Origin of the sequence: Sphingobium ummariense RL-3 (genome assembly GCF_000447205.1) — a bacterium.
Taxonomy (GTDB): Bacteria; Pseudomonadota; Alphaproteobacteria; order Sphingomonadales; family Sphingomonadaceae; genus Sphingobium; species Sphingobium ummariense.
The window spans coordinates 66505-89858 of record NZ_AUWY01000136.1 but is presented as its reverse complement, the minus strand read 5'-3'; the positions used below and the strand labels follow the sequence as shown (position 1 = coordinate 89858).

The window sequence follows — 23354 nt, the reverse complement described above, 5'->3', positions numbered from 1 at the left end:
GATTGTGCGTAAGCTCTCATGATCAACCCGATGGAGACTTCCATGACCCGGACCTTCCTTTCCCTCGCTGCGGCCGTCGCGATAGCCCTGCCCGGCATTGCGGCCGCTCACAGCAAGCTCGTGTCGTCGAGCCCGGCCGCCAACGCAACGGTTTCCAAGCCCGTCAAGCTGAGCCTGACCTTTTCCGAAACCTTTCTCGCGCCGCTGAGTGGTGCCGATCTCGTCATGACGGCGATGCCGGGCATGGCGGATCATCCGCCCATGCCGATCAAGGGCTTCAAGACCAGCGTGGAAGGCAAGACCATGGTTCTTACCCTTCCCCGCGCGCTTCCCGCCGGGACCTACAATCTCAAATGGCATATCGTAGGCGCCGACCAGCACAAGATGGAAGGCGGCTACAGCTTCACGGTCAAGTAAGCGTTCATGACCGAGGGGGCATTTGTCGCGGCGCGGTTCGCGCTGATGGTCAACCTGACCCTGCTCATGGGCCTGCCGCTTTTTTGGTGGATCATGGGCTTGGCCGGGCGACGAAGACATGTCGTTGCCCTCGCGCTTGGCGGCTTTGTGCTCTCCGCCTTCTGGTTACTGACCAGCAGCGCGACCATGACGGGCGGGCCCGTCCTGCCCCCCGACTGGTCCGCCCTGGGCATCGTGCTGACGATGACTCCGATCGGCACTATCCTGGCGGTGCGAGCGAGCGCACTGCTTCTTGTCTTGGCCCTCGTCGCAGGCCACAAACTGAGGCTGACGGCCATTCCCGCAGCAGTGGCAGCGGCGACACTGGCCTGGACCGGCCATGCAGGCGCGACCGAGAATGTCGCAGGCCAGATCCACCGCGCCGCCGATGTCATCCATATCTGGGCGGCTGCGGCCTGGATCGGCGCCCTGGCCGTGCTTCTCCATGCCCTGCTGACCCTCCGTCCTACAACCATGAGCGTGCATCATGTGGCAGGGATGCTGTCGCGCTTCGCACTGATGGGTAGCCTGGTGGTGATTTCGCTTATTCTGAGCGGAGCGATCAATGCTGTCATGATCGTCGGATCGCGCCAGTTGCCCGCCGTCACACAGAGCCATTATGGCCTGCTGCTCGGCACGAAGTTGCTTCTGTTCGGCCTGATGCTGGCGCTTGCCGCGGTCAATCGCTGGTGGCTGAGCCCCGATCTGGAAGGGGCAATGCGACACCGGGCGATTTCCCGTCTTCGCCTGTCACTGGCGGTGGAAACGAGCGCCGCGATCGCGATTGTCGCTCTGGTCGCATGGCTGGGAACGCTCGCCCCCCTCTCCTGAATTGCTGCGGCCTGAGTGATCATGTGCCATTAGCATTTCCCATTAAGTCGGATTGGAGTGTCCGGCCCGGGCTTCGCCCCGGGGCCAGGCGAGGGTTCAGGTCAGTTGCGCGACGATGCCTTCAGCGTTCTCCCGCGGTTTGGGGGCATGCTGCTGCTGTCCGAAGCGCGCGTAGAGCGTCGGAAGCACGAACAGCGTCAGCAACGTCGCCGATATGAGACCGCCGATGACGACGGTGGCGAGCGGCTTTTGCACCTCCGCTCCCGCGCCATGCGCGAAGGCCATCGGCACGAAGCCGAGGCTGGCAACGAGCGCCGTCATCACGACCGGACGAAGGCGCTGCATCGCGCCGACACGCGCGGCTTCCTCGCGGGTCATTCCCGAGCGGATCAGCCCCTGGATCGAGCTCACCATCACTAGCCCGTTCAGGACCGCGATTCCCGACAGGGCGATGAAACCCACCGCTGCCGAGATCGAGAAATCCATTCCCCGCACGAACAGCAGCAGCACGCCCCCCACCAGCGCAAATGGCACGCCGGTGAAGACGATCGCGGCATCGCGAGCCGATCCCAAGGCGCCGTAGAGCAGTAGCAGGACCAGGATGAAGCAGGCCGGAATAACCAGCTTCAACCGCTCGCTCGCCGAGGCGAAGTTTTCGAACTGACCACCCCATTCGAGATAGGTGCCCGCCAGAAGCCGAACCCGGCTGCCGATCATGGCCTGCGCCCCCGCCACGACCGAACCGACGTCGTGTCCGCGCACATTCGCCTGAACGACGACGCGACGCTTGCCGTTCTCGCGGCTGATCTGGTTGGGACCATTGGCGATGCCTATGTCCGCGACGCTTCCGAGCGGCACATAGCCCCCACTCGCGACCGGCACCTGCACCTGCTGCAGTAGCCCCAGATCCGCGCGCTCCGCTTCCGACAGGCGGATCACGACTGGGAAGCGTCGATCACCCTCGAAGATCATGCCGGACAGGCGCCCGCCCAGCGTGGCCGTGATCGTGTCCTGCACGTCCTGCGCGGTGACACCCAATCGCGCCATCGCGTCCCGGTTGACGCGAATGTCGAGCATCGGAAGCCCTGAAGTCTGCTCGACCTTTACATCGACGGCGCCTTGCGTCTTGCGCAGGACGCCGGCGATCTGCTCGGCGGTCCGGTTCATCGCCGCGAAATCGTCGCCGAACACCTTCACCGCGATGTCGCCGCGCACGCCCGCGATCAATTCGTTGAAGCGCATCTGGATCGGTTGCGTGATCTCATATGCGTTGCCCGGAATCTTCGCGAGGTTCGCTTCGATCCGCTCGACCAGATCCTCCTTGGTGAGCTTGGAATCGGGCCACTCCTCCCGCGGCTTCAGGATCACGAACATATCGGTCGCATTGGGAGGCATCGGATCCGAGGCCAACTCAGCCGTGCCCGTCTTCGAGAAGACGAACTTCACTTCCGGCTGCTTGGACATCATCCGCTCGATCGGAACCTGCATGGCTTGGCTTTGCTGGACCGAAGTCGCAGGAATGCGCAGGGCCTGGATGAGCAGATCGCCTTCATCGAGCTGCGGCAGGAAGACTGAGCCCAGCGACATGAAAGCCAAGACGGCAACGCCGAGGCTCGCAATCCCCGTCCCGATCGTGATCGTCGGACGTTTCATCGCCCGATCGAGACCGGGCTCGTAGCGCTTCTTCAACCACGAGATGATCCGCCCATCCTTCTCCTCGACCTTCTTCGACAGCCAGACTGCGATAAGGGCCGGCACGAAGGTGAGCGAGAGGACAAAGGCGAAGGCGAGCGCGATGATGACGGTGAGCGCCATCGGCACGAAGGTCTTGCCTTCGACGCCAGTCAGCGTGAGCAGCGGCACATAGACGAGGATGATAATCGCCTGCCCGTAAACCGAGGGCTGGATCATCTCGCGCGCGGCGCTGGCGACCGTCGCCAGACGCTCCTTGATGATCAGCAGCCGCCCTTCATGATGCTGCGTTTCGGCGATGCGCCGCAGTGCGTTCTCCACGATGATGACCGCACCGTCGACGATCAGACCGAAGTCCAAAGCGCCGAGGCTCATGAGGTTGGCCGACACGCCGGCCCGCAGCATTCCGAAGCCGGTCAGCATCATCGTGATCGGGATCACCAGGGCGGCGATCAATGCTGCCCGGAAGTTGCCGAGCAGCAGGAATAGCACGACGATGACGAGCAGTGCGCCCTCCGACAGGTTCTTCGCCACCGTCTTGATCGTCGAGTTGACCAGCTCCGTGCGGTTCAACACCGGCTGGATCATTACGTCTGGCGGCAGCGAGGCATTGATCTCGCCCAAGCGCTTCTCGACCGCGGTTGCCACGGTTCGGCTATTCTCGCCGATCCGCATGATCGCGGTGCCGACCACCACTTCCGTGCCGTTCTCCGACGCCGAACCCATCCGAACCGCTTGGCCCGTACGGACCGTCGCAACCTGATGGAGCGTGATCGGCACGCCTTCCCGGGTGGCGATCACCGTCCGCTCAAGTTCGGCCGCGTTACGGATCAGCGCGTCCGAGCGAACCGCCAATCCCTCGCCGTTGCGGTTGACAAAGCCCCCACCGACGCTGGTGTTATTGCGTTCGAGCGCGGTTCCGAGATCGGTCAGGGTCAACCGCAACGCGGACAGCTTCTGAACATCAGGAACGACCAGATACTGCTTCATATAGCCGCCGATCGAGTCGATGCCGGCGAGCCCCGGCGTATTCTTGAGCAGCGGTGCGACAATCCAATCCTGCGCGGTGCGCAGATAGGTCGCCTTGTCTTCCTCGCTCATCAGCCGCTCACCCTCAGGGGTGATGTAGCTTCCGTCGGGCTGCTGGCCGGGCTCGCCCGGCTTGTGCTTGTCGTCCGCGCGATGCTGGAGGCGGACGGTGTACATATACACTTCCCCCAGCCCTGTCGCGATCGGCCCCATTTCGGGGTTCACGCCGTCGGGCAGGTTCTCCTGAACCCCCTGCAGACGCTCACCGACCTGTTGGCGGGCGAAGTAGATGTCGGTCGAATCCGAGAAGACCGCGGTGATCTGCGCAAAGCCATTGCGGCTGAGTGACCGGGTATATTCCAGCCCGGGCACGCCCGCGAGAGCGGTTTCGATCGGGAACGATACCTGCTTCTCGACCAGCTCGGGCGAGAGCGCAGGCGCGCGGACGTTGATCTGAACCTGATTGTTGGTGATGTCCGGCACCGCGTCGATCGGGAGCCGGTAGAGCGAATAGGCGCCGATGGTTGCGGCGATGGCGGTGAGCAGCAGGACGAGCCAGCGCTTCTCGACCGCCCATGTGACAATGCAGGCGATCATAGCTTAGTCCTCGTGCGTCGCTTCGCCCTTGCCGAGTTCGGCCTTGAGCGTGAAGCTGCCGGTGGTGGCGATCTGCTCGGTGCCCTTCAGGCCCGCGCGGACGATAACGGTATCTCCCGACGCATCGCCGAGGATGACCGGCGTTGCCTGGAACCCCTTCAGGGTCCGCACGAACACGACCGACTCGCCCGCACTGGTTTGAACCGCCGTTGTCGGCACGCGGATCGATGAGACGCCTTCGCTGCCGCCTAGCTGGACCACGGCGGTGACGGACTCGCCGACCCGCCACATGCCCCCGCGATTATCGAGGGTAGCGATGACAGGGACGAGCCTGGTTTGCGGATCAAGCGCCGGTGACAGGAACGTGATCCGTGCCGTCGCGTGCCGTTCCGCGGCTGTGACCGTAACGATGTTGCCGGGCTTCACCCTTCCTGCGTCGGCAGGCTGGAGATTGAACGACAAGGCCACCTGGCCGAGATTTGCGATCCGATAGAGTTCCGCGTCAGCCGCGACGGTCTGGCCGAGTATCACTGGCCGAGCGATCACCTGGCCCGAGATCGGCGCAACGATGCCCAGCCGATTCAGCCCGCCCCCGCTCACGCCCGCCGCCGAGACCTGGCTGCGCGCCTGCGCCAAGGCGATGCGAGCTTCCGTCGCCGCAGTGCGCGCCGCGATCAAATCCTGCTCTGGAGAAACGCGCTGCGAGAACAGACGCTGCTCCCGCGCAAGATTGGAATCGGCAAGCTGAAGTCGCGCCCGCGCTGCCCCGACTTCACCCTTAATCTGCGCGACCTCCCGGCTTTCGATGATCGCGATCGTCTGCCCGCGACCCACCGACTGGCCCAGATTTCGATTGAGCGCGACGACGCGTCCCGCAATAGCGGCAGACACGACCTGCGTGCCTTGCGGGTCACCTTCGATCGTGGCCGGTAATTCGAGAGTGCCTGCACCGCCCACGATTGGACGGCCGAGCTGGATACCGACAGCAGCAATTTGCTCCGTCGAGAGCGTTACCGTCCCCTTATCCGCATGATCTGAGCCCCCGGGATGCCCCGCTTCGGCACCGGCTGCTTCGTTTGCTGCCGCGCCGTTATCGGCACCATTGCCGGAACACGCGGCCAGCAGGAGCGCGAGCGACGCAGCGCCCGCCAAATGGATTTTCCGCATCACTGATTTCCCCCCGTCGTGGGCATAGACACCGGGGCGGTCAGCCGCCCCAGCCGTGCCTGTGCGTTCTGGTAGTTGGCGAGCGCATCGATCGCTGCGAGCCGGGTTTCCGCGAGCGTGCGTTCGGCATCGAGCAAGTCGAGCTGTCCGAACTTGCCCTCGCGGTAGCCGATGCGGGCGATCCGCGCCGCTTCCTGCGCAGCAGCCAGCGCTGGGCCAGCTGCCGCCCTCGCAGTGATCGCCGCGTTGGCAGCTTCGGCCTGTGCGTCGGTAATCGCCTGCTCGACATCAAGCGCCGTCACGCGGCGCAGGGCCTCGGCTTGCGTCCGTTGCGCGTGCGCCTGCGCCACGACCGCACGGCCGTTGTTGAAGATCGGGATCGGGATCGACACGCTGAACACCGCCGCAGTGTCGTTGGTTGCCTCGAAGCGACGCAGCGCCGGCCCGACATTGAGGTCGGGCACCCGGTTCGCGCGTGCGAGCCGCACGCCGGCATCGGCAACAGCGAGGTCGGCATCGGCCGCAGCCAGCGCCAGCGTGCCTGCCGCATCGACCATCGCTGTCGGCCCGATGATGGCTGCAGGCAGGCGATCGAGTAATGCCACATCGAGGGCACCGGTGATCGAGACGCCGATCCGCCGGGCAAGGTTGGCGCGCGCTGCCTCAGCAAGCCGCGCGGTTCGTTCGGCGTTCGCGTCCGCGTTGACCTTGGCGACATTCGCGCGCTGCTCTTCGAGCGGCGAGGCCCGTCCGGCCTGGACCCGCACCGATGCCGCCCGCAAGGCATCGGACGCGATGCGGACCTGATCGCGGGCCGTCGATAGCCGCCGCTCGGCTGCTATCGCCTCCACATAGAGCTGCGTCACCTGCAGGCGGACATCGGCCGCGACGATCGCCGCATGAAGCTCGGCACGCGAGATCTGCGCGTTGGCGACCGCCACGCGTGCGCCGCGCTTGCCGCCAAGTTCGATGGGTATGGCAACCCCGACCGTCGTTTCTGCGCTTTCCAGCCCGCTATACGGGCCAGTTCCGGCGATATTCTCAACTTGGCCTTGAGCGATCGGATTGGGCCGAAGCCCAGCCACGATCCGCTCGGCGCGTGCAGCCGCAATAGCGGAAGTTGCGGCCTGTGCTGCGGGGGCAGCACCACCCGCCGCTTCAACCGCCTGGTCGAGCGAGAGGACCGGCACAGGCAATGACGCCTGCATCCCGGTCTGCGCCTGCGCCATGCCGGCACAGGACGCCGCGGCCACAAAGGCCGCGAGCACTGTGTTCATTTCGATGTGCTCCTGACAGGATTCCCGATGCCGGCGTCGGCCGGCGGGCGGATACCGTCAGATGCGCGGGGGCCTCGGCAGGACGCTGCCGCGGACGCCAGCGAGAATGTCGGCGACTAGATCGCCGCGAACTCGTAGATAGGGCACACACTCCGCTGCGGGCATGGTGGCAGGTGTGCCAACATCGTGCCCGTGACAATTCGCGTGATGATGCGGGATGCCGCTGTCGCTATCGGCCGGGACTTCATCTCCGTCGCCGGGTGCATGTAACGTGAACTCGAGGCCCGCGATGCTGCCGCCCGCTGCCTCGGCGGCATGCGCCATGCTCGCCCAGCCGGTGAGGACCAGCATCAGACAAGCAAGAGAGGGGAGCAGGTTGCGCATCACCTTCCCCTATCACCTCAGGGCCGTCCTGTAACCCCGACATCGTCTGGTCATCTCGCCCGTGGTTCCATTGATCCTGGGTCGGCCTCGTCGACGGGCGTGTGGTTGAGGAGATGTCGTTTCAGGAGCCGGGGCACTGTGCCGCGCGAGCCTATCGCGTATTAGGGCGATTTCGGGTTCCTGTGCGGTCACGACATCGTTCGCAACCTTCACCATCGTCGTCGCACCTCATGGTGGAGGATCATGCCGCGCGTAAAGTCAACGTCGGCATCGCCGGTGTAGGTTTGGTTCATGCTCCGCATCATAGGTCGTGCGCAGCCAGATAAGTCGCGGAGGACGGCGAAGCCGGGCCGCCGGCTCCCGTGGCCGGCCACGCCGGCATCGAGTTCGCGCTGCTGCTCACCAACTCAAGCGCCGCGACTACCAGAAGCTGGTCGCCACATTTACTGTGGGATTGGCGTTGGCGGAAAGAAGGGCGACCGGGGCGCTGGGGCGCTCTGCTCATTCTTCGATGATCGTCCATGCTGACGCGGCGAACATCCCATAAGACGCTTGAATGCGGTGCTGAACGCGCTCTCGGATTCATAACCCAACGATGTCGCGACCGCCGAGACCGGATCGTTCGACTGCTCGAGCTTCTCGCAGGCCAGAATCATCCGCCATTTAGAGACATATTGCATGGCCGGCTCACCGAGCTGCTCCTTGAACCGCAGGGCGAAGGTCGAGCGCGACATGCCCGCGATCGCGCCGAGTTCCTGAAGTGTCCACGACCGGGCGGGATCGTCGTGGATGGCTATCAGCGCGGCGCCGAGCTGCCGGTCGGCGAGGGCGAAGAACCAGCCCCGCCGATCGGCATCGACGTCCAGGAGCGGCACGCGGAGTGCCTGCACCAGCATCAGATGGGCAAGGTGTCCGACCGCCAGCGCGTTCCCGGGCTGCCCGTGACGAAGCTCACGCATCATCTGTTCGACGCACCAGCGAAGCGCTTCCTGCGCGGGTCGCTCGCAGATATGGATGATGGGCGGCAGAAGACGGAGCAGCATGTCGACATGGCTGCCAGAAACACCAAAGCGGCTCCCGACCAGGGATAGTCCTCCGCCATCGCCGATCGTGACAACTCCGCCCCGCCGTGCCGGCGGGAAGATCTCGATCGCGGGAACGGCCGATCCATCAAGATCACTGCCCAGACGGAAGGGCCGGCCGCTTGGCAGGACGAAGCAGTCTCCTGTGCCGAGCCAGACCGGGTCATCGACGCCCTCGACGCTGAGCCAGCAGCCACCCGACACGACGGCGTAGCATTTGATCATCTTGTGCTGATCACCGAACTGTACGGCCCAGTCGCCGCCCGCATCGAACCCCGAAGAGACATGAGCCCGAGGCTTCAACAGTGAAAGGACGTCTGAAAGTGGGTCCATGGTCAATCCGGACAATAACAAAGCTATAGAAGGTGCTCGATCCTGATCGGCATGCGGCGCAGCCGTCGGCCAGTCGCGTGATAGATGGCATTGGCGACAGCGCCGGCCGCCCCGACCATCGCGACCTCTCCCAGTCCCTTCGAACCGGTGGCGTTCAACAGCGGGTCGGGACGGTCGATGAAGCTCACATCGATGTCGCCGATATCGGCGTTCACCGGCACGACATAATCCGCGAGGTCATTGTTGAGCCAGCCGCCAAAGCGCGGATCGACTTCGGTTTCCTCGCGCAGCGCCGACCCGATCGCCCACACCACGCCGCCCCGGACCTGGCTCACCGCGGTTCGCAGCGAAACCACCCGGCCGCAATCAGCGATGCTGACGACCCTCGGAACCCGGACGCGACGGGTCCGGGGCTCGACATGCACCTCGGCGAAGTGGGCGATGTAGCTGAAGGTCGTAAAGGCCGGATATTCGGGTCCCGCAAGCGCATAGCCGGCCGCGCGCAATCCCAGCAGCGCGCGCTCCTCCTGTCCCGGCGCGAGCGTGCTGACCTCGACCTCGATATAGGGGCGCCGCACTGTCGCCAGCTTCCGGTGCAGATTGCCGTCAATCTGTCTTCCCGCCAGCAGTTCCTCGATGGCTGCTTTCATCTTGGCGGCAACCGCGTCGATGGCCGGGAGGACGCTCGCGGTGCCCCAGGACCCGGCCGTCAGATGCTGCGGCACGAGCGACGTGTCACCGATCTGGAGATCAAGCTTGGCGGGATCGATGTCGAGCTGGCGCAGAAGCGCCTGCGCGATCACCGTACGGATGCCCTGCCCCATCTCGTGCGCGGAAACGGCGAAGCGTGTGCTGCCATCCGCCGAAACGCGCAGCCTGGCGATATTGGCCGAGGTGATCGCCGGATAAGCGCCGCATGCGACGCCAAAGCCGACCTGGGTACCATCGGCCAAAACCATCGAACCGGGCGCTTGGCTGCGCCGGCTCCAGCCAAACCGCTCAGCACCCTGCGCGATGCACTCGTTGAGGAAGCGCGATGAGAGTGGATGCCCTGAAACCGGGTCCACTTTGGCATCATGCGCCAGGCGAAATGCCACAGGATCCTTGCCCAGCTTGTAGGCCAGTTCGTCGACCACGCCCTCGAAAGCGAATGACGCGGGATGGGGGTGGGGCGCGCGCATGTAACCGGGAGCCTGGGTATCGATCCGGACGTTGGCTGTCGTTCCGTCATAATCCGCCACGCCGTACATTTGCGGTTGCGATTCATGATATTGCGGCGGAAATTGCCCACCCCGCGACTGCTGATGATCCGCGTCATATTCGATCGCGACCATCTTGCCACTGGCGTCGGCGCCGATCCTGATCTTGTGGCGGCTGAGCGGACGGAAGGTGGCGTTGTGGAAGACCTGGCCGCGCGGCATCACCAGCTTGACCGGGCGGCCCGTCAGCATCGCCGCGCGCGCAACCAGCGCGGTTTGCCGCTGTGCCGTGCCCTTCTGTCCGAAGCCGCCGCCGATGTAGCTGGATTTCACGTCGATGATCGCCGGATCGAGCGCCAGTGACTTGGCGGCATTCGCCTTGACCACCTGGGCGCCCTGCGTCGCCTCATAGATCGTCAGGCGCCCTCCGGACCAGACCGCCGTGGTGGACAGCGTCTCGATCGGGTTATGGTGCTGGGCCGGGCATTCATATTCCGCTTCGACGATCGTTGCCGCTCGTGCCATTGCCTCAGCTGCATTGCCGGCCTTCACCGGTTCGGAAGGCTCTCTTGCAGCGCCCTCGCTGGTGATGAGGGGCGAGAAGGAAGCCGATGGCGCGTAAGTAGCCTGTATCGCTTCTGCGCCCTGAACCGCAGCCTCGATCGACTCCGCGAGGACCAGTGCAACGGGGGCACCGCGATAGGCGATGTCAGGCACGATTGTCGGGACCGCGGGAGCGGCGGCCATGCCCGTCGCGCCCCTGGGCGGGGGTATCGGAGCGAGGAAGTCTTTGGCGGTGAGCACCCTGACGACGCCGGGAATCTTCATCGCCTCGTCGATCGCCACCGACCTCACGCGGCCTTTGGCGATCGTGGCAGGTACGCTCATGGCGTAGAGCATGTCCGGCAGTTGAATGTCGGCGGTGAACTGGGTGCGGCCGAGCACCTTGTCGCGCGCATCGAAGCGCGCCCGCTCGGCAAAGGGGGCGGCAGGCATCAGGCGCTCCTTTCCGCAGCGATCATCAAGGCGTCCGCTACGGTGCGGGCGCCAAGGTCGACCTTGAAGCCATTATGTTTGCCGGCTCGCGCGCCTTCCAGCGCGGCCCGGCCGGCAGTCAACGCGCTCTCCGGCGTCAGCCGTTGCCCAACGAGCAACTGCTCGGCTGCGCGGGCCCGCCACGGCCGGGTACCGACACCGCCGAGTGCAACATGCGCGCGGCGGACGTGATCGCCGTCCATGTCCAGCGCCACGGCGGCTGACGCCAGCGCGAACGCATAGCTCTCCCGATCGCGGATCTTGTGATAGGTGGACCTGCGGCCCGCCGGCGTTTTCGGCACAATGATCGCGGTGATGATCTCTCCGGGCTGGAGCATGAATTCCAGATGCGGGGTATCGCCCGGCAGGCGGTAAAGCTCGGCAATAGGCATGGCGCGTGAACCATCAGGCCCGGCAAGTTCGACGGTGGCATCCATTGCGGTCAGCGCGACTGGCCAGTCGCCGGGGCTGACGGCGGTGCAGGCGTCGCTCTGCCCCAACACCGCCTGCCCGCGATCAAGTCCGCCGATCGCCGCGCAGCCGCTGCCGGGCTCCCGCTTGTTGCAGGGATAAAGGCCGACCGACGATGGATTGCCGGTGCCGTTGCGGAAGTAGAGGCAGCGCGTGCGCTGGAGCAGGTTACCACCGACCGTCGCCATGTTGCGGAGCTGCTGCGACGCCGCCTTCCAGAGCGATTCCGCGAGCACGGGATAGTCGCGGAGCAGTGTCTTGTCGGTGGCGACCGCGCTCATCCGGGCGAGTGCGCCGAAACGCAACTGATCGCGACCCGTCTCGATTGCGTCGAGCCCCTCGATGGCGCTGACATCGATCAGATGACGCGGCCGGACGATGTCCAGCTTCATCACGTCGTAGAGCGACGTGCCTCCCGCGATATAGCTGGCATCGGGGCCGGCCTGACGGAATGCGGCGATCGCCTCGGCGACCGTCCTGGGCATGGTGTATGTGAACGGTTGCATCAGGCTCTCCGCATCTTCGATGCAGCGTCCTCGATCGCCGCGACGATCCCGACATAGGCGCCACAGCGGCAGATATTGCCGCTCATATACTCGCGGATGCGCTCCTTCGAGGTCGCGTTGCCCTCGTTCACCAATGCGACGGCGGCCATGATCTGGCCCGGCGTGCAATAGCCGCACTGGAGCGCGTCATGATCGATGAAGGCCTGCTGCATGGGATGGAGGCCTTCTCCGTCAGAAAGACCTTCGATCGTTATGACCTCCCGCCCCTGCGCTTTGGCGGCGAGCGTGAGGCATGAGGCGACGCGTCGTCCGTCAAGATGGACGGTGCACGCGCCGCATTGACCATGATCGCAGCCTTTCTTGGCGCCGGTGAGCGCAAGCCTTTCGCGCAGGAAATCGAGTAAGGAACTGCGAGCATCGACCCTGAACTCGACCACCTTGCCGTTCACGGACGTGCTGAGCAGAACTGAGTGGGCGGGCTCCACCGCCACACCTGCGACCATCGGCGCTGTCGGCTGCGCTTCTGCCGGTCCTTCGAACGTCAGCGGGAGCACGGCTAGCGCCGCTCCGCCTTTCAGCGCGCTGCGTCGCGACACATTCTGGCGGGCATCGACCTTCGCCGCCTGGTCTTCGTCATCCGCATAATTTGTCATGCACGAGTCTCCATCGGCGTACCCTAACATGGGTCCAGTCCAATTTACTTTCGTGATCGTCCGGGATTCCTTCGTAAAGGTCCCGATTACGAGCAATCGCGCCGGCTTCCCGGGATTCTCGGCCCGTTGTCTCGATCTATGCTATCTTGAACTCCTTTACAGTTGACCATCCGTCCTCAGAGTTCGCGCCCCAGACGCGTGTCGACAGACCAGGCGACCGCACCGTTCATGGAGATGAGCAGGGCAATGAAGCCGAGGATGATCGGATATTCGATGCCGCGATCGATCCAGGGATAGGTCGGGCCAAGCGCAAAGCAGATCGCCGCCATCTGGATCGCGAGCATCGGCGCGAAAAATCGCGTCGCAAAACCGACCGCGGTCGACAGTCCGCCGATCGTCTCGAGCAAGGCGACGAACAAGGCAAGCTGCGGGGCAAAGGGCAGGCCCAGCGCATTCTCGATCAGATTGGTTGATCCCGCCATCGGGTTCGCCATGGAGCCATGCGCGCTGCCAGTCAGTTTCGGCAAGCCGTGCGTCACGATCGTAAGGCCGAAGGCTATCCGCAGAAGGACGTAGCTGGTCACGCGCCCCCGAGTGTAAAAATCGGCGAGAGACGGGACGAGTAATCGTGGCGCCTCCGTTGTCGCGCGGATTGATAAGTCCGTCATATCCACCTCCTCGGCTTGTTTCATTGAAAACAACAATATCGTGCGGTCGGGTCAACTCAAGCAGGCGCCGGGTGAATTCACCATTCCATCATTGACAACAATGATTGGTTGATGAGCGACGCGTAACAGCGCATCAGATGGCCATGGACCGCTTCGAAACCATGCGACTCTTTGTGCGGATCGTGGAGCGAGGAAATTTCGCGAGTGCCGCCAGGGATTTGCGACTTCCTCGCGCCACGGTGACCAGAGCCATCCAGCAGCTGGAAGTTCACCTTGGCACGCGCCTGCTTGAGCGCACAACCCGCGCCGTCCGGCCAACGGAGGACGGCAATATCTACTACGGGCGATGCGTCCAGCTTCTGGCCGATCTCGACGAGGTAGAGAGTAGGTTTCGGCCTGCTGAACCCAAGGGGCCCTTGTGCGTGGATATGCAGGGAACGCTGGCCCGGTTCTTCGTTTTGCCGGCGCTCCCCGATTTCATTCGCCAGCATCCGGCCATCGAGATCCGGCTGAGCGAGACGGATCGCATGGTCGATCTCGTAGAGGAAGGCATCGACTGCGTATTGCGCGCCGGCGTCCTGCCGGATTCCTCGCTGGTGGGCCGAAAGGTGGCGGAATCGGAACAGGCGACATTGGCGAGCCCTGCCTATTTCGAACGGTTCGGCGTTCCATCGGCCGTGGACGATCTCAGCGGCCACCGCATGGTTGCCTACGCCGCTTCCGCCTCCGGCCAACCTTACGCTCTCGACTTCATGGTCGACGGAGAAACACGAGAGGTGCTGTTGCCGTTTGATGTTACTGTGCGTGGGGCTGAAATCTACACTGCGGCGGGCGTTGCTGGTCTCGGGCTCATCCAGGTTCCCCGGTACCGCGTGCAGCACCAGATCGAATCAGGTGAGCTTGTTCCGGTGCTGCAGGATAATCTGCCGCCCCCTATGCCGATCTCCGTGCTTCATCCCGGCCACCGCAACATATCGCCCCGGACAAGGGTGTTCGCTGACTGGCTGACGGCGTTATTTGAAGGACTTCAGGCGAGCGGGCGGCTTTAGGCCGGCTCAGCATGCGTGTTTGCTGCGATGGCGCATCAGACATCACTGAGGCCAACTTCGGACGATCGCAAAGATGATACGGATCCTGTAGCACAGAACGTCCCGAATTAATCTCCTGGCTTGGCAAGACAGTCAGGAGGGGTCGGCAGGTCATTCACCGCCCCCTTGGCCATTGGCTGTCAAACCCAAGAACCATGGAGTTGACCATGATCGTAGTTACAGCCCCGGCGGGCGATATCGGGGGGCAGGTCGTCGACCTGCTCCAGCAAGCCGGAGCGCCGCTGCGCCTGATTGCCCGCGATCCCGCGAAGCTCTCCCAGGACGTTCGGAATAAGGCGGAAGTCCTCGCCGGCTCGCCTGGGGATGCCGACGTGATCGATCGGGCTGCCGCCTGTCCATCTCCCAGCCACGCGCAATGTCCCACCTTTCGTCGTCTTATGATGATCGCTGCGGACCTGCACGAAAGGCGAAACGCGAAGGCTGACAAGGATGGGACCTTACTACGCAAAGATCACCAGCATAGCCGACATTCGACCGTGCAAAACGGCTCCCTGAAACCTGCCCTTCGTTCATCCGGCCGTCGCTGACAGCTATAGACCGACGTTAGGACAAACCCCTCGTTCAGGAGGACGATAGCGAATGACCGGTTTCCGATGAAGCGGCCATTCACGCGGCGACGGGCTGTATCCGGAGAAGGAGCAAAGTCCGGGCCGATCACATGTCAGCACCTATGCATTTCCAATTCCGGTGCGACCCGCGTTAGATCATTCCCTTGTCCAACCTAGCCGGCGCTTCAAATTTGAGGGCTGACCGGCGCTCGAAGGCAAGGTAGCCAGTGTTCGGGTTCCGGCGAACGGCGGTAATTGCATCCATTGGAGATCGTGTTGGATCATAGCGAGTGGTGGCAGACCTACATGGATCGATGGTCGGCAATGCCGTTCCATGATCTGATAGCTGCGGCAGCGATCCTTGGTACCGCGCTGTTGCTGGGATTAATCGCAGCACGCCTTGCTTGCCGATATGTCCTCCCAGCCCTTAGTCCCAAGCATGCGTCAGGCATCTCGTCTCGGCTGGCGCCGCTGACGCGAGCCGGGGTAGCCGCGCTCGTCCTGACGGCTTTTCTCGGCATCGGTGGGATGGGACCGGGGGCCGATCTTCTCCTTGCCGCTGGCCTCGGGATTGCAGTTGCCGCGCTGGCGTACGGAATTTGCCGGTTGTTGGGGGTACGAAGCGGACCTGGCATCCTGATTGCCACTACAGCGCTGTTCATCGTGTTGGCGAGCCGACTGGGTGGTCTGGCTCCGCTCATTGAGGGACTGGACGGAGCCAGCATCGGGATCGGCGCGCGGCGCATCTCGCTGCTCGACATCGTCAAGACTGTGGGGTTGTCTCTCCTGCTGTTCGTGGCAGCACGCGCACTCCTGCGCTGGGTCCTGGGCTGGATCGGACAGGTCAGTCTTCTAGATGCCGCGCAACGCGTGCTGTTCCAGAAGCTCGCTCAGATCGCGGTTGTCACGGTCGCCATTTTCCTCGGCATTGACCTTCTCGGCATCGACCTGACGGCGCTGGCGGTGTTCTCGGGTGCGTTCGGTCTCGCTGTCGGCTTCGGTCTGCAGAAGACGCTGGGTAATCTCATTGCTGGCCTCATCCTGCTGCTTGATCGATCGATTAAGCCAGGGGACGTCATCGCAGTCGGAGACACTTTCGGGTGGGTCAACAAGATTGGGGTCCGGGCCGTCTCGGTCCTGACCCGAGACGGCAAGGAGCACCTGATCCCGAACGAACTGCTGATGACCGAGCAGGTCGAGAACTGGTCGTTCTCAAGCCGAGACGTCAGGGTTCATGTCGGTTTTCGCGTCTCGTTCGACTGCGATCTACGGCTCGCGCAGCGGCTCGCGGTCGAGGCTGCGTCCATCTCGCCACGCGTGCTTAAAGAGCCGGCGCCCGTATGCTGGATCAAGGCGTTCGGCGACAACGGGGTCGAATTCGATCTGCGGATCTGGATCGACAGTCCCGAGTCAGGGGTCGGTAACGTCACGAGCGACGTGTTTTTTCGCATCTGGGATCTGTTCAAGGAACATGGCGTCACCATGCCGGTGCCTCAGCGTGATCTCCGCTTTCGCAAGCCGCTTGTGGCGCAGGTGACGACATCGGAGCCGCAGCAGGCTGATGTCCCGGACCCGACCCAATAGCTCGGTGAAGACCATGCAGCGCGGCGCACGCGGACGGGCATGCGCGCATCATTCGATATCCTCTTCGTCTTGCGCTGACGTCGGAGACGTCGTCCGGTCTGCATCAAGTTATGGTCGAGTGCCAATAAGCGAACTTTGCCGTCCCGACGACTGCTTCTGTCTGGAGCTGACGCTCTTAGGCTGTAAGTGGGACGCCTGAAGTTGGTCGGCCTTTCCATCCTCATACGAATGGTCAGCGGTCCTTCCGATCCCACGGTGCGTGGTAGTGATACCGGACCGTCACCTTCGAAACCTCCTTCATCTGTGACCATAGGCAAGGAAGCGTCCTGTCGAGGTGTATCACCATTACCGGCAGAAACGCTGTGCGCTTCATGGGAACGCCCTCGCGATGAGCAATGCCGCCAAGGTCAGCATGACGATGCCGACGACCGCATCCAGCACGCGCCACGCCGCCGGGCGCTCGAACAAGGGCGTCAGCAGACGGGCGCCGTAACCAAGGGCTGCAAACCAGCCGATGCTGGCACTCGCAGCCCCCAGGACGAATATCGGCCGCAGCGCCGCCGGCTGGGCTGATCCCGCCGCCCCCATCAGCAGAACCGTATCGAGATAGACGTGCGGATTGAGGAGGGTGAAGGCGGCGGTAGCGCCGATTGCCCGGCCCAGCGTGATCCCGCCTTGCGCCGTCACGGTGATCGCCTCGGGCGCCATCATGCGCTGGAACGCCCTGAGGCCATACCAGCCCAGGAACAGCGCGCCGCCGATGGACAGGAGGAGGGTCAGTTGCGGCATCGCGCCCAGAAGCGCGCCGACACCGCCGACGCCGGCCGCGATGAGGATGGCATCCACGCCGCCGCAGAACAGCACGATCGGCCCGACATGCTCGCGCTTCAGCCCTTGGCGCAGGACGAAGAGATTTTGCGCGCCAATGGCCATAATGAGCGCGGCTGACATGGCAAAGCCTGTGATGAAGGTGGGAAGAGCATTTGTCATCCGGCAGCCTATGGCGTGGCGCCCTACATTAGGAAAACTTGTTCTACTAATCCTTATGAAGTAAATCTTCATGATGCTCGATTATCCCGCCCTTGCCGCCGTGGCCGCCGTCATGCGGGAAGGCAGCTTTGAACGCGCGGCCGAACGGCTGGGCGTCACACCCTCGGCCATATCGCAGCGGGTGAAGGCGCTGGAGGAGCGGCTCGGCACGATCCTGGTCGTCCGGGGACAACCCTGCACGGCCACCAGCCTTGGTCGGCGGCTGTGCGCCCATGTCGATCAGGTCCAGCTTCTGGAGGCGGATCTCGCGTCGTCCCTATATGGGGCCGAAACGCCCGTCACGCTCAAGGTCGCAGTGAATTCCGACAGCATGGCAAGCTGGTTTCCGGAAGCGGCAGCCGAGTTCGCCCGCAACAGCGGTTGTATGCTGGAATTCATCCTGGAGGATGAGGCGCATACCGCCGACCGCCTGCGATCGGGCGAAGTGGTGGCAGCGGTTTCGGCAGACCCGAGCGCGGTGCAGGGATGCCGGACCATCGAACTAGGCGAGATCGATTATCTGGCCTGCTCCAGTCCGGCCTTCATCGCCCGCCATTTTCCGGACGGCGTGACTGCACAGGCCCTGAACCAAGCCCCTTGCCTACGCTTCGACCGAAGGGACGGATTGCAGGCCCGGTGGGCACGTGAAAGGCATGGGATTGATCTCGACCCGCCAACCCATTGGGTGCCATCGACGCTGGGCTTTCTCCACTTCGCGCTGGAGGGCATGGCCTGGGGCATGCAACCGGTGGTGCTGGCACGCGGTCCCATCGAACGGGGGCAGCTTGCCGAGCTCAGCCCCAGCACGTCCATCCGAGTCACCCTCTATTGGACCGTGGCACGGCTTCAGGCTTCCGCGCTGAAGACGCTGACGGATGCGGTCCGGCGCGTTGCGCGATCAAGACTGATCCAACCGGATTGATGATGATCGCGATGCCTCGGTGCAGCGGACGGTCCGCAATTGAGCGTCGAGAATTAGAAACTGAACGGAACCAAAGGGTCGAGTGTATTGCTCTTCGATTGAACAGCCGTCAGACGGTCCATGGGCAGGCGATATTATTTAAGCGCGCTAGCGTCGAGCCACCCCGATCAGAGCCGTTGACGGAACCGGCAGGACCGGGGCCCCTTTTGCCATCCGCCGGACTTCGGCCACAACGTCTGCCTTTTCCTCGTCGCTAAGGCTGGTCCAGTCGGGCGACATGCCGAACAAGGTGTCGGGGTCGTCGAGGTCTGCGACGTCAAGTTCATAGCTATGGGTTACGGGCTCGATGCTCGGATCGCGATAGCCGGCGGCAATCATCTCGCGGGCGAAGTCGTCTGGATCGCTCAGCGCGCCCACCGCCTCCGGCATGGCCATGCTGTCGCGACCGGGAAACAGGTCACGCCTGATATGGCCGAGCAGCAGGAAGGTCGCTGCGCCCCGCTCTTGCCAAGTCGCGACGACGCCATGCCCGCCTGGACGGGTGACCCGCGCCATTTCAGCCAGTCCCTTGCGCCAGTGGGGGAACATGATGACGCCGAAAATCGAAAAGACGGCGTCGAAAGCCCCATCTGGCAATGCGAGAGCCTGCCCGTCCATCACGCGGACCTCGACATTGGGAATCCCCGCCGCGGCGATACGGGCGACCATGGCTGGCGAGAAATCGGTCGCCAGCACTTGCGCGCCTGTCCGCGCGGCCACCAGTGCGAGTGCTCCAGTGCCGGCTGCGACGTCGAGGATACGGCTGCCAGGCTCGAGCGATATTCGGGCGAGCGCCGCCTCGGCATAGCGCGCAGTAAAAGGATGGCCAGTCCTCTCGTAATGCTGCGCAGCCATATCCCAATGGTTTGGGTCCTCAAATTCTCGCATTTCAAACGCTCCACGACTCACGTAACATTATAAGTATCGTGAAACATCATGCTTGCCAATCCGGGCGGGCACGTAAAAGGATCGGGCTGTGCGCAACGACAGTCGCCTCTCGCGGATGCTTCATGTGCTGCTCCATATGGCGCGGCATGAAGGCGCGATGACGTCCGAGAAAATCGCCGCAATGCTGGGCACCAATCCGGTCGTGGTTCGCCGTACCATGGCGGGTTTGCGGGACGCAGGCTATGTGCGCTCCGAAAAGGGGCACGGTGGCGGCTGGATCATCGCGGCGGATCTAGAGACGGTTTCGCTCCTTGATGTGCATCGGGCGGTGGGCGGCCCCCGCATCTTCGCTATCGGCAATGAGCATTCCTATCCCGATTGCGCGGTCGAGAAGGTCGTCAATGAGGCGTTGGAGGATGCGCTGACAGAGGCGGAAGCACTGTTGGTCGATCGACTGGGGGCAGTGAAACTCGCTGAACTGGCTCGGAGCTTCGATGCGCGCTGTGCAGCGGAAAGAGACGGCGCGTCTTTAGGATGATCGGCTACCCTTCAATAAGCGGACGTTCCGCTCTGGGGATGCAGAATTTGATGCTCAACGGCCGATAAGGGTCGCTCCCCGTCAGAGTACGAACTATCCCCACCGTTTGAATTGGCTTGTCCCGCGACCGTGGTGATCTAAACTGCAGTGGCGCACAGGGGAGCGATATGGGCATATTGGATTTTCTCTCGAAGCAGTTCGTCGATGTGATCGACTGGGTCGAGGAACCCGGCCAGCTTGGCTGGCGCGTTCCGCTCGTCGATCGGGAAATCCAGAACGGCGCGCAACTCACGGTGCGCGAGGGGCAGATCGCCGCCTTCTTCAACGAAGGGCGGATCGCCGACATGTTCGGTCCCGGCCTCTATACGCTCGATACGTCCACCCTGCCGTTGCTGACGGCGATCATGAATTGGGACAAGAGCTTCAAATCGCCTTTCAAGTCCGACGTCTATTTCTTCTCCGAGAAGGAGCAGATCGGCCTGAAATGGGGTACTGCGCAGCCGGTGACACTGCGCGATCCCGAACTCGGGCCGCTGCGAGTCCGCGCCTTCGGCAGCTACAGCTTCCGCATCAGGGAAGTCGCGCCCTTTGCTTCCCGCATCATGGGTACGCTGGGACAGGTGACGGTCGCCGACATCGAGCCGCAGCTTCGCGCCGCGATCCAGACCGCGCTGGCGACGGGCGTCGCAGGCGGCGGAACGGCTTTCCTGGACCTTGCTGCCAGCCAGAGCGCCTTGTCCGATGCGCTGAAGGCGGCTGTTGCTCCTGCCTTCGCGCAATGGGGCCTGTCGGTCGAAAGCTTCTTCGTTGAGAGCCTGTCCCTGCCCGAGGAGGTCCAGAAGCATCTGGACAAGGCAAGCTCGATGCGCGTGCTTGGCGATCTTGACCGCTATGCCAAGTTCCAGGCGGCCGAGGCGATCGAGACGGCGGCGTCGCAGTCGGGCGGTGTCGCGGGCATAGGCGCGGGCGCTGCGGCGGGGCTTGCGATAGGGCAGACTATGGCAGGCGCGCTGGGCGGGTCGGCGAGCACACCCTCCGCCCCTGCGGAGGACGCCTTCGCGCTTATCGAGAAGTTGCACAAGCTGCTGGAGATGGGGGCGCTCACCCAGGCGGAGTTCGACGCGAAGAAGGCGGAACTGCTGGGCCGCATCCGTTAACGCCTCCATGCAATCGGTCGCCTGTCCCACTTGCGGCGCGGAAGTCACCTTCCGCTCGCCGGCGTTGCCCGTACGAGTGTGCGACTATTGTCGCACATTGGTGGTCCGCTACAGCCAGACCGCCCAGGGCATGGGAACGGCGGCGGTGCTGCCTTTCGACATCAGCCCGATCCAGATCGGGACTGAAGGCCAATGCTTCGACCAGTCGTTCTCCATCATCGGCCGGGTGCGATGGGCCTGGGAAGATGGCGCCTGGAACGAGTGGCTGATGCTGATGGCCGATGGCAGCCATGCCTGGCTGGGCGAGGCGATGGGCCAGTTCATGGCGCTGCGGGAAGTCGAACTGGCGGGATCGCTGCCACAGGTAATCCGCCGCTTGATGAACGACACGCAGGTCAGGCCGGGCGAGAGCGGCAATATCGCCGGTCATTCCTATGAGGTCGCCGATGTGCGCACGGTCCATTGCATCGGCTGCGAAGGCGAATTGCCCTTCACCGCACCCTCCGGCTGGAAGGCGCTGAGCGTCGATTTCCGCAATCGGGATGGGCGCTGCGCGTCCTTTCAGAAGGATCGGCACGGTCCATCCCTCTATGTCGGCCATTATGTAACCCTGGCTTCGCTCCAACCCCGTAATCTGCGGCCGCTGCCCGGATGGAGTCTGCCTGCCGATGCCGCCTGAAGACAGCAGCGTGCGCACCTTGTCCTGTCCGACCTGCGGCGGGACGATCGCGATGCGTGCTGCCGGCTATACGGTGACGCTCGCCTGCGAATATTGTGGCACGTTGATCGACGCGACCAACCCCGATGCGCGGATCATCACCCGATACCATGAAATGCAGGCGTCGCTCGATATTCCGCTGGGCACGCGCGGCACGCTGCGCGGCGTGGAATGGGAGGCGATCGGCTGGTTACAACGGACGGACGGATGGGCCGCCTGGGAAGAATATCTGCTGTTCAACCCTTATGCCGGCTATCGGTGGCTGATCGCGCAGAACGGTCGATGGAGCCTGGGCACCATGCTGACGGCGGCGCCGCAGCGTGATGGACCGGATTACATCGTCGCGGGCAGGCGCTTCAGTCCATTCTATAGCGGCAGCACCGCGCGGGTGACCCGGGTCGCAGGGGAATTCTACTGGCGGGTAAAGGTGGGGGAGGAAGTGCGCGCCACCGATTATGTCCGCCCCGGCTTCATGCTGAGCCTGGAGCAGGATGATCGCGAGAAGAGCTGGACTGTCAGCGAACTCCTGACCGGGCGCGAGATATGTGCGGCTTTCGACGTCGCTTCCCCGCCGGCCTGGTTGCCGGGAATGACCCCTCTGGCCCACCAGCCATCGCCCTTTGCCCGGCGACTGAAGGAGTGGTGGCCGGTCGCCGCCCTGTCCTTCATGGCTCTGCTCGTCCTGCTGACCCTGTTTGGCGGCACCATGCAGCCGCAAAGTTTCAGCCTTTCGGTGACGCCCGATGGGCCATCGGTATCGCAGACCTTCGGCCCGATCGAATTGCCGTTCGGGCGACAGGCGATGACGGTGCAGGCGATGACGCCCAACGTCGATCAGGGCTGGGTCGACATCGACATTTCCTTCGTCAATCGCAGGACGCAGGACAGCTATGACGCCTATGCCCTTAACGAACATTATTCGGGTCAGGATTCGGATGGCTACTGGTCCGAAGGGTCGCCGTTGCAGACCTTGAAAATCGCGAGCCTGCCCGCAGGCACCTACGACCTGGTCGTCGACGCACGGGCGCACCATTGGGGCAGTACGGGCAACTGGGGCTGGGACGCATCGAGCGGGACCTACAAAACCGAAGGGCTTCCTCCGGTCGAAGTCATACTGACGGTGGCGCGTGGGGCGCGCTTCGCCTCCAACTTCTGGTTGGCGGTGCTGTTGATATTATCGCCGCCGGTGCTGATGCTGATCCTGCACATCATGTTCGAAAATGCGCGGCTGGCGCAGAAGGACGGTGAGCCAGCCGATGCCGACGACTGGCTGCAGGGAATGCAGGCGCCATGAGCCGCGGCACTTTCCTCTATGCGCTCTGGTGCCTTGGCGTGCTGGGCCTCTATCTGGCCGCGGCATCGCAGGGCTATTCACCTTTCGCTGACGGCGGGCGGACGGCGGGGGCCGCCCGTGCCTATGGTCCAACGCATAAATAGGAGAC

At 63.6% G+C, this 23354-nt stretch carries 22 protein-coding genes; 11 read left to right on the top strand and 11 right to left on the bottom strand.

Going from position 1 to position 23354, the window contains the following annotated elements; genetic code table 11:
* Positions 1–42 precede the first annotated feature (42 nt).
* A complete protein-coding gene (gene copC, locus M529_RS46970) occupies positions 43–417 on the top strand; it encodes a copper homeostasis periplasmic binding protein CopC (protein WP_031295823.1) in 375 nt (124 codons plus the stop codon).
* Between the two features lie 6 nt (positions 418–423).
* Complete coding sequence (gene copD / locus M529_RS46965; RefSeq protein ID WP_021320102.1) at positions 424–1287, top strand: copper homeostasis membrane protein CopD; 864 nt, start codon at positions 424–426, stop codon at positions 1285–1287.
* Positions 1288–1383: 96 nt separating this feature from the next.
* Here the strand turns inward: copD and M529_RS46960 are convergent, their stop codons facing one another.
* The 9 genes from M529_RS46960 to M529_RS46925 form a co-directional block, all read right to left on the bottom strand.
* On the bottom strand, positions 1384–4605 hold the full coding sequence (locus M529_RS46960; RefSeq protein WP_021320101.1) for an efflux RND transporter permease subunit: 3222 nt from the start codon (positions 4603–4605) through the stop codon (positions 1384–1386).
* A 3-nt stretch (positions 4606–4608) separates the two neighbouring features.
* Positions 4609–5772: an efflux RND transporter periplasmic adaptor subunit gene (locus tag M529_RS46955; protein WP_021320100.1), complete on the bottom strand. Its 1164-nt coding sequence runs from the start codon at positions 5770–5772 to the stop codon at positions 4609–4611.
* Positions 5772–7049, bottom strand: a complete 1278-nt coding sequence (locus M529_RS46950) for a TolC family protein (protein ID WP_021320099.1) — start codon at positions 7047–7049, stop codon at positions 5772–5774. Before M529_RS46950 ends, M529_RS46955 begins: the two co-directional genes overlap by 1 nt.
* 57 nt (positions 7050–7106) lie before the next feature.
* Entirely contained in the window at positions 7107–7433 is a 327-nt protein-coding gene (locus tag M529_RS47930) for a hypothetical protein (RefSeq protein WP_021320098.1), read from the bottom strand.
* A gap of 443 nt (positions 7434–7876) precedes the next feature.
* Positions 7877–8848, bottom strand: a complete 972-nt coding sequence (locus M529_RS46945) for an AraC family transcriptional regulator (protein ID WP_051184120.1) — start codon at positions 8846–8848, stop codon at positions 7877–7879.
* A gap of 23 nt (positions 8849–8871) precedes the next feature.
* Positions 8872–11043: a xanthine dehydrogenase family protein molybdopterin-binding subunit gene (locus tag M529_RS46940; protein WP_021320096.1), complete on the bottom strand. Its 2172-nt coding sequence runs from the start codon at positions 11041–11043 to the stop codon at positions 8872–8874.
* On the bottom strand, positions 11043–12059 hold the full coding sequence (locus M529_RS46935; RefSeq protein ID WP_021320095.1) for an FAD binding domain-containing protein: 1017 nt from the start codon (positions 12057–12059) through the stop codon (positions 11043–11045). The genes M529_RS46940 and M529_RS46935 overlap by 1 nt, the downstream gene beginning before the upstream one ends.
* The gene (locus M529_RS46930) at positions 12059–12712 is read right to left on the bottom strand and encodes a (2Fe-2S)-binding protein (protein WP_021320094.1); all 654 of its coding nucleotides are present in this window, start codon (positions 12710–12712) and stop codon (positions 12059–12061) included. Before M529_RS46930 ends, M529_RS46935 begins: the two co-directional genes overlap by 1 nt.
* Before the next feature lie 176 nt (positions 12713–12888).
* A complete protein-coding gene (locus M529_RS46925; RefSeq protein ID WP_021320093.1) occupies positions 12889–13296 on the bottom strand; it encodes a DoxX family protein in 408 nt (135 codons plus the stop codon).
* A 227-nt stretch (positions 13297–13523) separates the two neighbouring features.
* Between M529_RS46925 and M529_RS46920 the strand changes: the two genes are divergently transcribed.
* The 3 genes from M529_RS46920 (at position 13524) to M529_RS46910 (ending at position 16621) form a co-directional block, all read left to right on the top strand.
* The gene (locus tag M529_RS46920; protein ID WP_031295817.1) at positions 13524–14429 is read left to right on the top strand and encodes a LysR family transcriptional regulator; all 906 of its coding nucleotides are present in this window, start codon (positions 13524–13526) and stop codon (positions 14427–14429) included.
* A 206-nt stretch (positions 14430–14635) separates the two neighbouring features.
* Entirely contained in the window at positions 14636–15016 is a 381-nt protein-coding gene (locus M529_RS46915; RefSeq protein WP_152522685.1) for a Rossmann-fold NAD(P)-binding domain-containing protein, read from the top strand.
* A gap of 297 nt (positions 15017–15313) precedes the next feature.
* On the top strand, positions 15314–16621 hold the full coding sequence (locus tag M529_RS46910) for a mechanosensitive ion channel family protein (RefSeq protein ID WP_236617756.1): 1308 nt from the start codon (positions 15314–15316) through the stop codon (positions 16619–16621).
* A gap of 369 nt (positions 16622–16990) precedes the next feature.
* Here the strand turns inward: M529_RS46910 and M529_RS46905 are convergent, their stop codons facing one another.
* Positions 16991–17611, bottom strand: a complete 621-nt coding sequence (locus tag M529_RS46905) for a LysE/ArgO family amino acid transporter (protein WP_021320089.1) — start codon at positions 17609–17611, stop codon at positions 16991–16993.
* Positions 17612–17681: 70 nt separating this feature from the next.
* On the opposite strand from M529_RS46905, the gene M529_RS46900 reads away from it, so the two are divergent.
* On the top strand, positions 17682–18572 hold the full coding sequence (locus tag M529_RS46900; RefSeq protein WP_021320088.1) for a LysR family transcriptional regulator ArgP: 891 nt from the start codon (positions 17682–17684) through the stop codon (positions 18570–18572).
* Positions 18573–18719: 147 nt separating this feature from the next.
* Here M529_RS46900 and M529_RS46895 read toward each other — a convergent pair whose 3' ends face one another.
* On the bottom strand, positions 18720–19466 hold the full coding sequence (locus tag M529_RS46895; protein WP_021320087.1) for a class I SAM-dependent methyltransferase: 747 nt from the start codon (positions 19464–19466) through the stop codon (positions 18720–18722).
* A 121-nt stretch (positions 19467–19587) separates the two neighbouring features.
* Here M529_RS46895 and M529_RS46890 point away from each other — a divergent pair, with 121 nt between their 5' ends.
* The 5 genes from M529_RS46890 (at position 19588) to M529_RS50050 (ending at position 23349) form a co-directional block, all read left to right on the top strand.
* A complete protein-coding gene (locus M529_RS46890) occupies positions 19588–20037 on the top strand; it encodes an Rrf2 family transcriptional regulator (RefSeq protein ID WP_031295808.1) in 450 nt (149 codons plus the stop codon).
* A 167-nt stretch (positions 20038–20204) separates the two neighbouring features.
* The gene (locus tag M529_RS46885) at positions 20205–21194 is read left to right on the top strand and encodes an SPFH domain-containing protein (RefSeq protein WP_021320085.1); all 990 of its coding nucleotides are present in this window, start codon (positions 20205–20207) and stop codon (positions 21192–21194) included.
* Positions 21195–21201: 7 nt separating this feature from the next.
* Complete coding sequence (locus M529_RS46880; RefSeq protein WP_031295807.1) at positions 21202–21873, top strand: DUF4178 domain-containing protein; 672 nt, start codon at positions 21202–21204, stop codon at positions 21871–21873.
* Positions 21863–23206 carry a DUF4178 domain-containing protein gene (locus M529_RS46875; RefSeq protein WP_021320083.1) on the top strand — a complete coding sequence of 448 codons (1344 nt, stop codon included), beginning with the start codon at positions 21863–21865 and terminating at the stop codon, positions 23204–23206. Before M529_RS46880 ends, M529_RS46875 begins: the two co-directional genes overlap by 11 nt.
* Positions 23203–23349, top strand: coding sequence for a hypothetical protein (locus tag M529_RS50050; protein WP_021320082.1), 147 nt, complete (start codon positions 23203–23205; stop codon positions 23347–23349). The genes M529_RS46875 and M529_RS50050 overlap by 4 nt, the downstream gene beginning before the upstream one ends.
* Positions 23350–23354 lie beyond the last annotated feature (5 nt).

What these genes read in the sequence shown, in the direction of transcription:
- copC (WP_031295823.1), top strand. Translation starts at nt 43, where the DNA reads ATGACCCGGACCTTCCTTTCCCTCGCTGCGGCCGTCGCGATAGCCCTG.
- copD (WP_021320102.1), top strand. Translation starts at nt 424, where the DNA reads ATGACCGAGGGGGCATTTGTCGCGGCGCGGTTCGCGCTGATGGTCAAC.
- M529_RS46960 (WP_021320101.1), bottom strand. Translation starts at nt 4,605, where the DNA reads ATGATCGCCTGCATTGTCACATGGGCGGTCGAGAAGCGCTGGCTCGTC.
- M529_RS46955 (WP_021320100.1), bottom strand. Translation starts at nt 5,772, where the DNA reads ATGCGGAAAATCCATTTGGCGGGCGCTGCGTCGCTCGCGCTCCTGCTG.
- M529_RS46950 (WP_021320099.1), bottom strand. Translation starts at nt 7,049, where the DNA reads ATGAACACAGTGCTCGCGGCCTTTGTGGCCGCGGCGTCCTGTGCCGGC.
- M529_RS47930 (WP_021320098.1), bottom strand. Translation starts at nt 7,433, where the DNA reads ATGCGCAACCTGCTCCCCTCTCTTGCTTGTCTGATGCTGGTCCTCACC.
- M529_RS46945 (WP_051184120.1), bottom strand. Translation starts at nt 8,848, where the DNA reads ATGGACCCACTTTCAGACGTCCTTTCACTGTTGAAGCCTCGGGCTCAT.
- M529_RS46940 (WP_021320096.1), bottom strand. Translation starts at nt 11,043, where the DNA reads ATGCCTGCCGCCCCCTTTGCCGAGCGGGCGCGCTTCGATGCGCGCGAC.
- M529_RS46935 (WP_021320095.1), bottom strand. Translation starts at nt 12,059, where the DNA reads ATGCAACCGTTCACATACACCATGCCCAGGACGGTCGCCGAGGCGATC.
- M529_RS46930 (WP_021320094.1), bottom strand. Translation starts at nt 12,712, where the DNA reads ATGACAAATTATGCGGATGACGAAGACCAGGCGGCGAAGGTCGATGCC.
- M529_RS46920 (WP_031295817.1), top strand. Translation starts at nt 13,524, where the DNA reads ATGGACCGCTTCGAAACCATGCGACTCTTTGTGCGGATCGTGGAGCGA.
- M529_RS46915 (WP_152522685.1), top strand. Translation starts at nt 14,636, where the DNA reads ATGATCGTAGTTACAGCCCCGGCGGGCGATATCGGGGGGCAGGTCGTC.
- M529_RS46905 (WP_021320089.1), bottom strand. Translation starts at nt 17,611, where the DNA reads ATGACAAATGCTCTTCCCACCTTCATCACAGGCTTTGCCATGTCAGCC.
- M529_RS46900 (WP_021320088.1), top strand. Translation starts at nt 17,682, where the DNA reads ATGATGCTCGATTATCCCGCCCTTGCCGCCGTGGCCGCCGTCATGCGG.
- M529_RS46895 (WP_021320087.1), bottom strand. Translation starts at nt 19,466, where the DNA reads ATGGCTGCGCAGCATTACGAGAGGACTGGCCATCCTTTTACTGCGCGC.
- M529_RS46885 (WP_021320085.1), top strand. Translation starts at nt 20,205, where the DNA reads ATGGGCATATTGGATTTTCTCTCGAAGCAGTTCGTCGATGTGATCGAC.
- M529_RS46880 (WP_031295807.1), top strand. Translation starts at nt 21,202, where the DNA reads ATGCAATCGGTCGCCTGTCCCACTTGCGGCGCGGAAGTCACCTTCCGC.
- M529_RS46875 (WP_021320083.1), top strand. Translation starts at nt 21,863, where the DNA reads ATGCCGCCTGAAGACAGCAGCGTGCGCACCTTGTCCTGTCCGACCTGC.
- M529_RS50050 (WP_021320082.1), top strand. Translation starts at nt 23,203, where the DNA reads ATGAGCCGCGGCACTTTCCTCTATGCGCTCTGGTGCCTTGGCGTGCTG.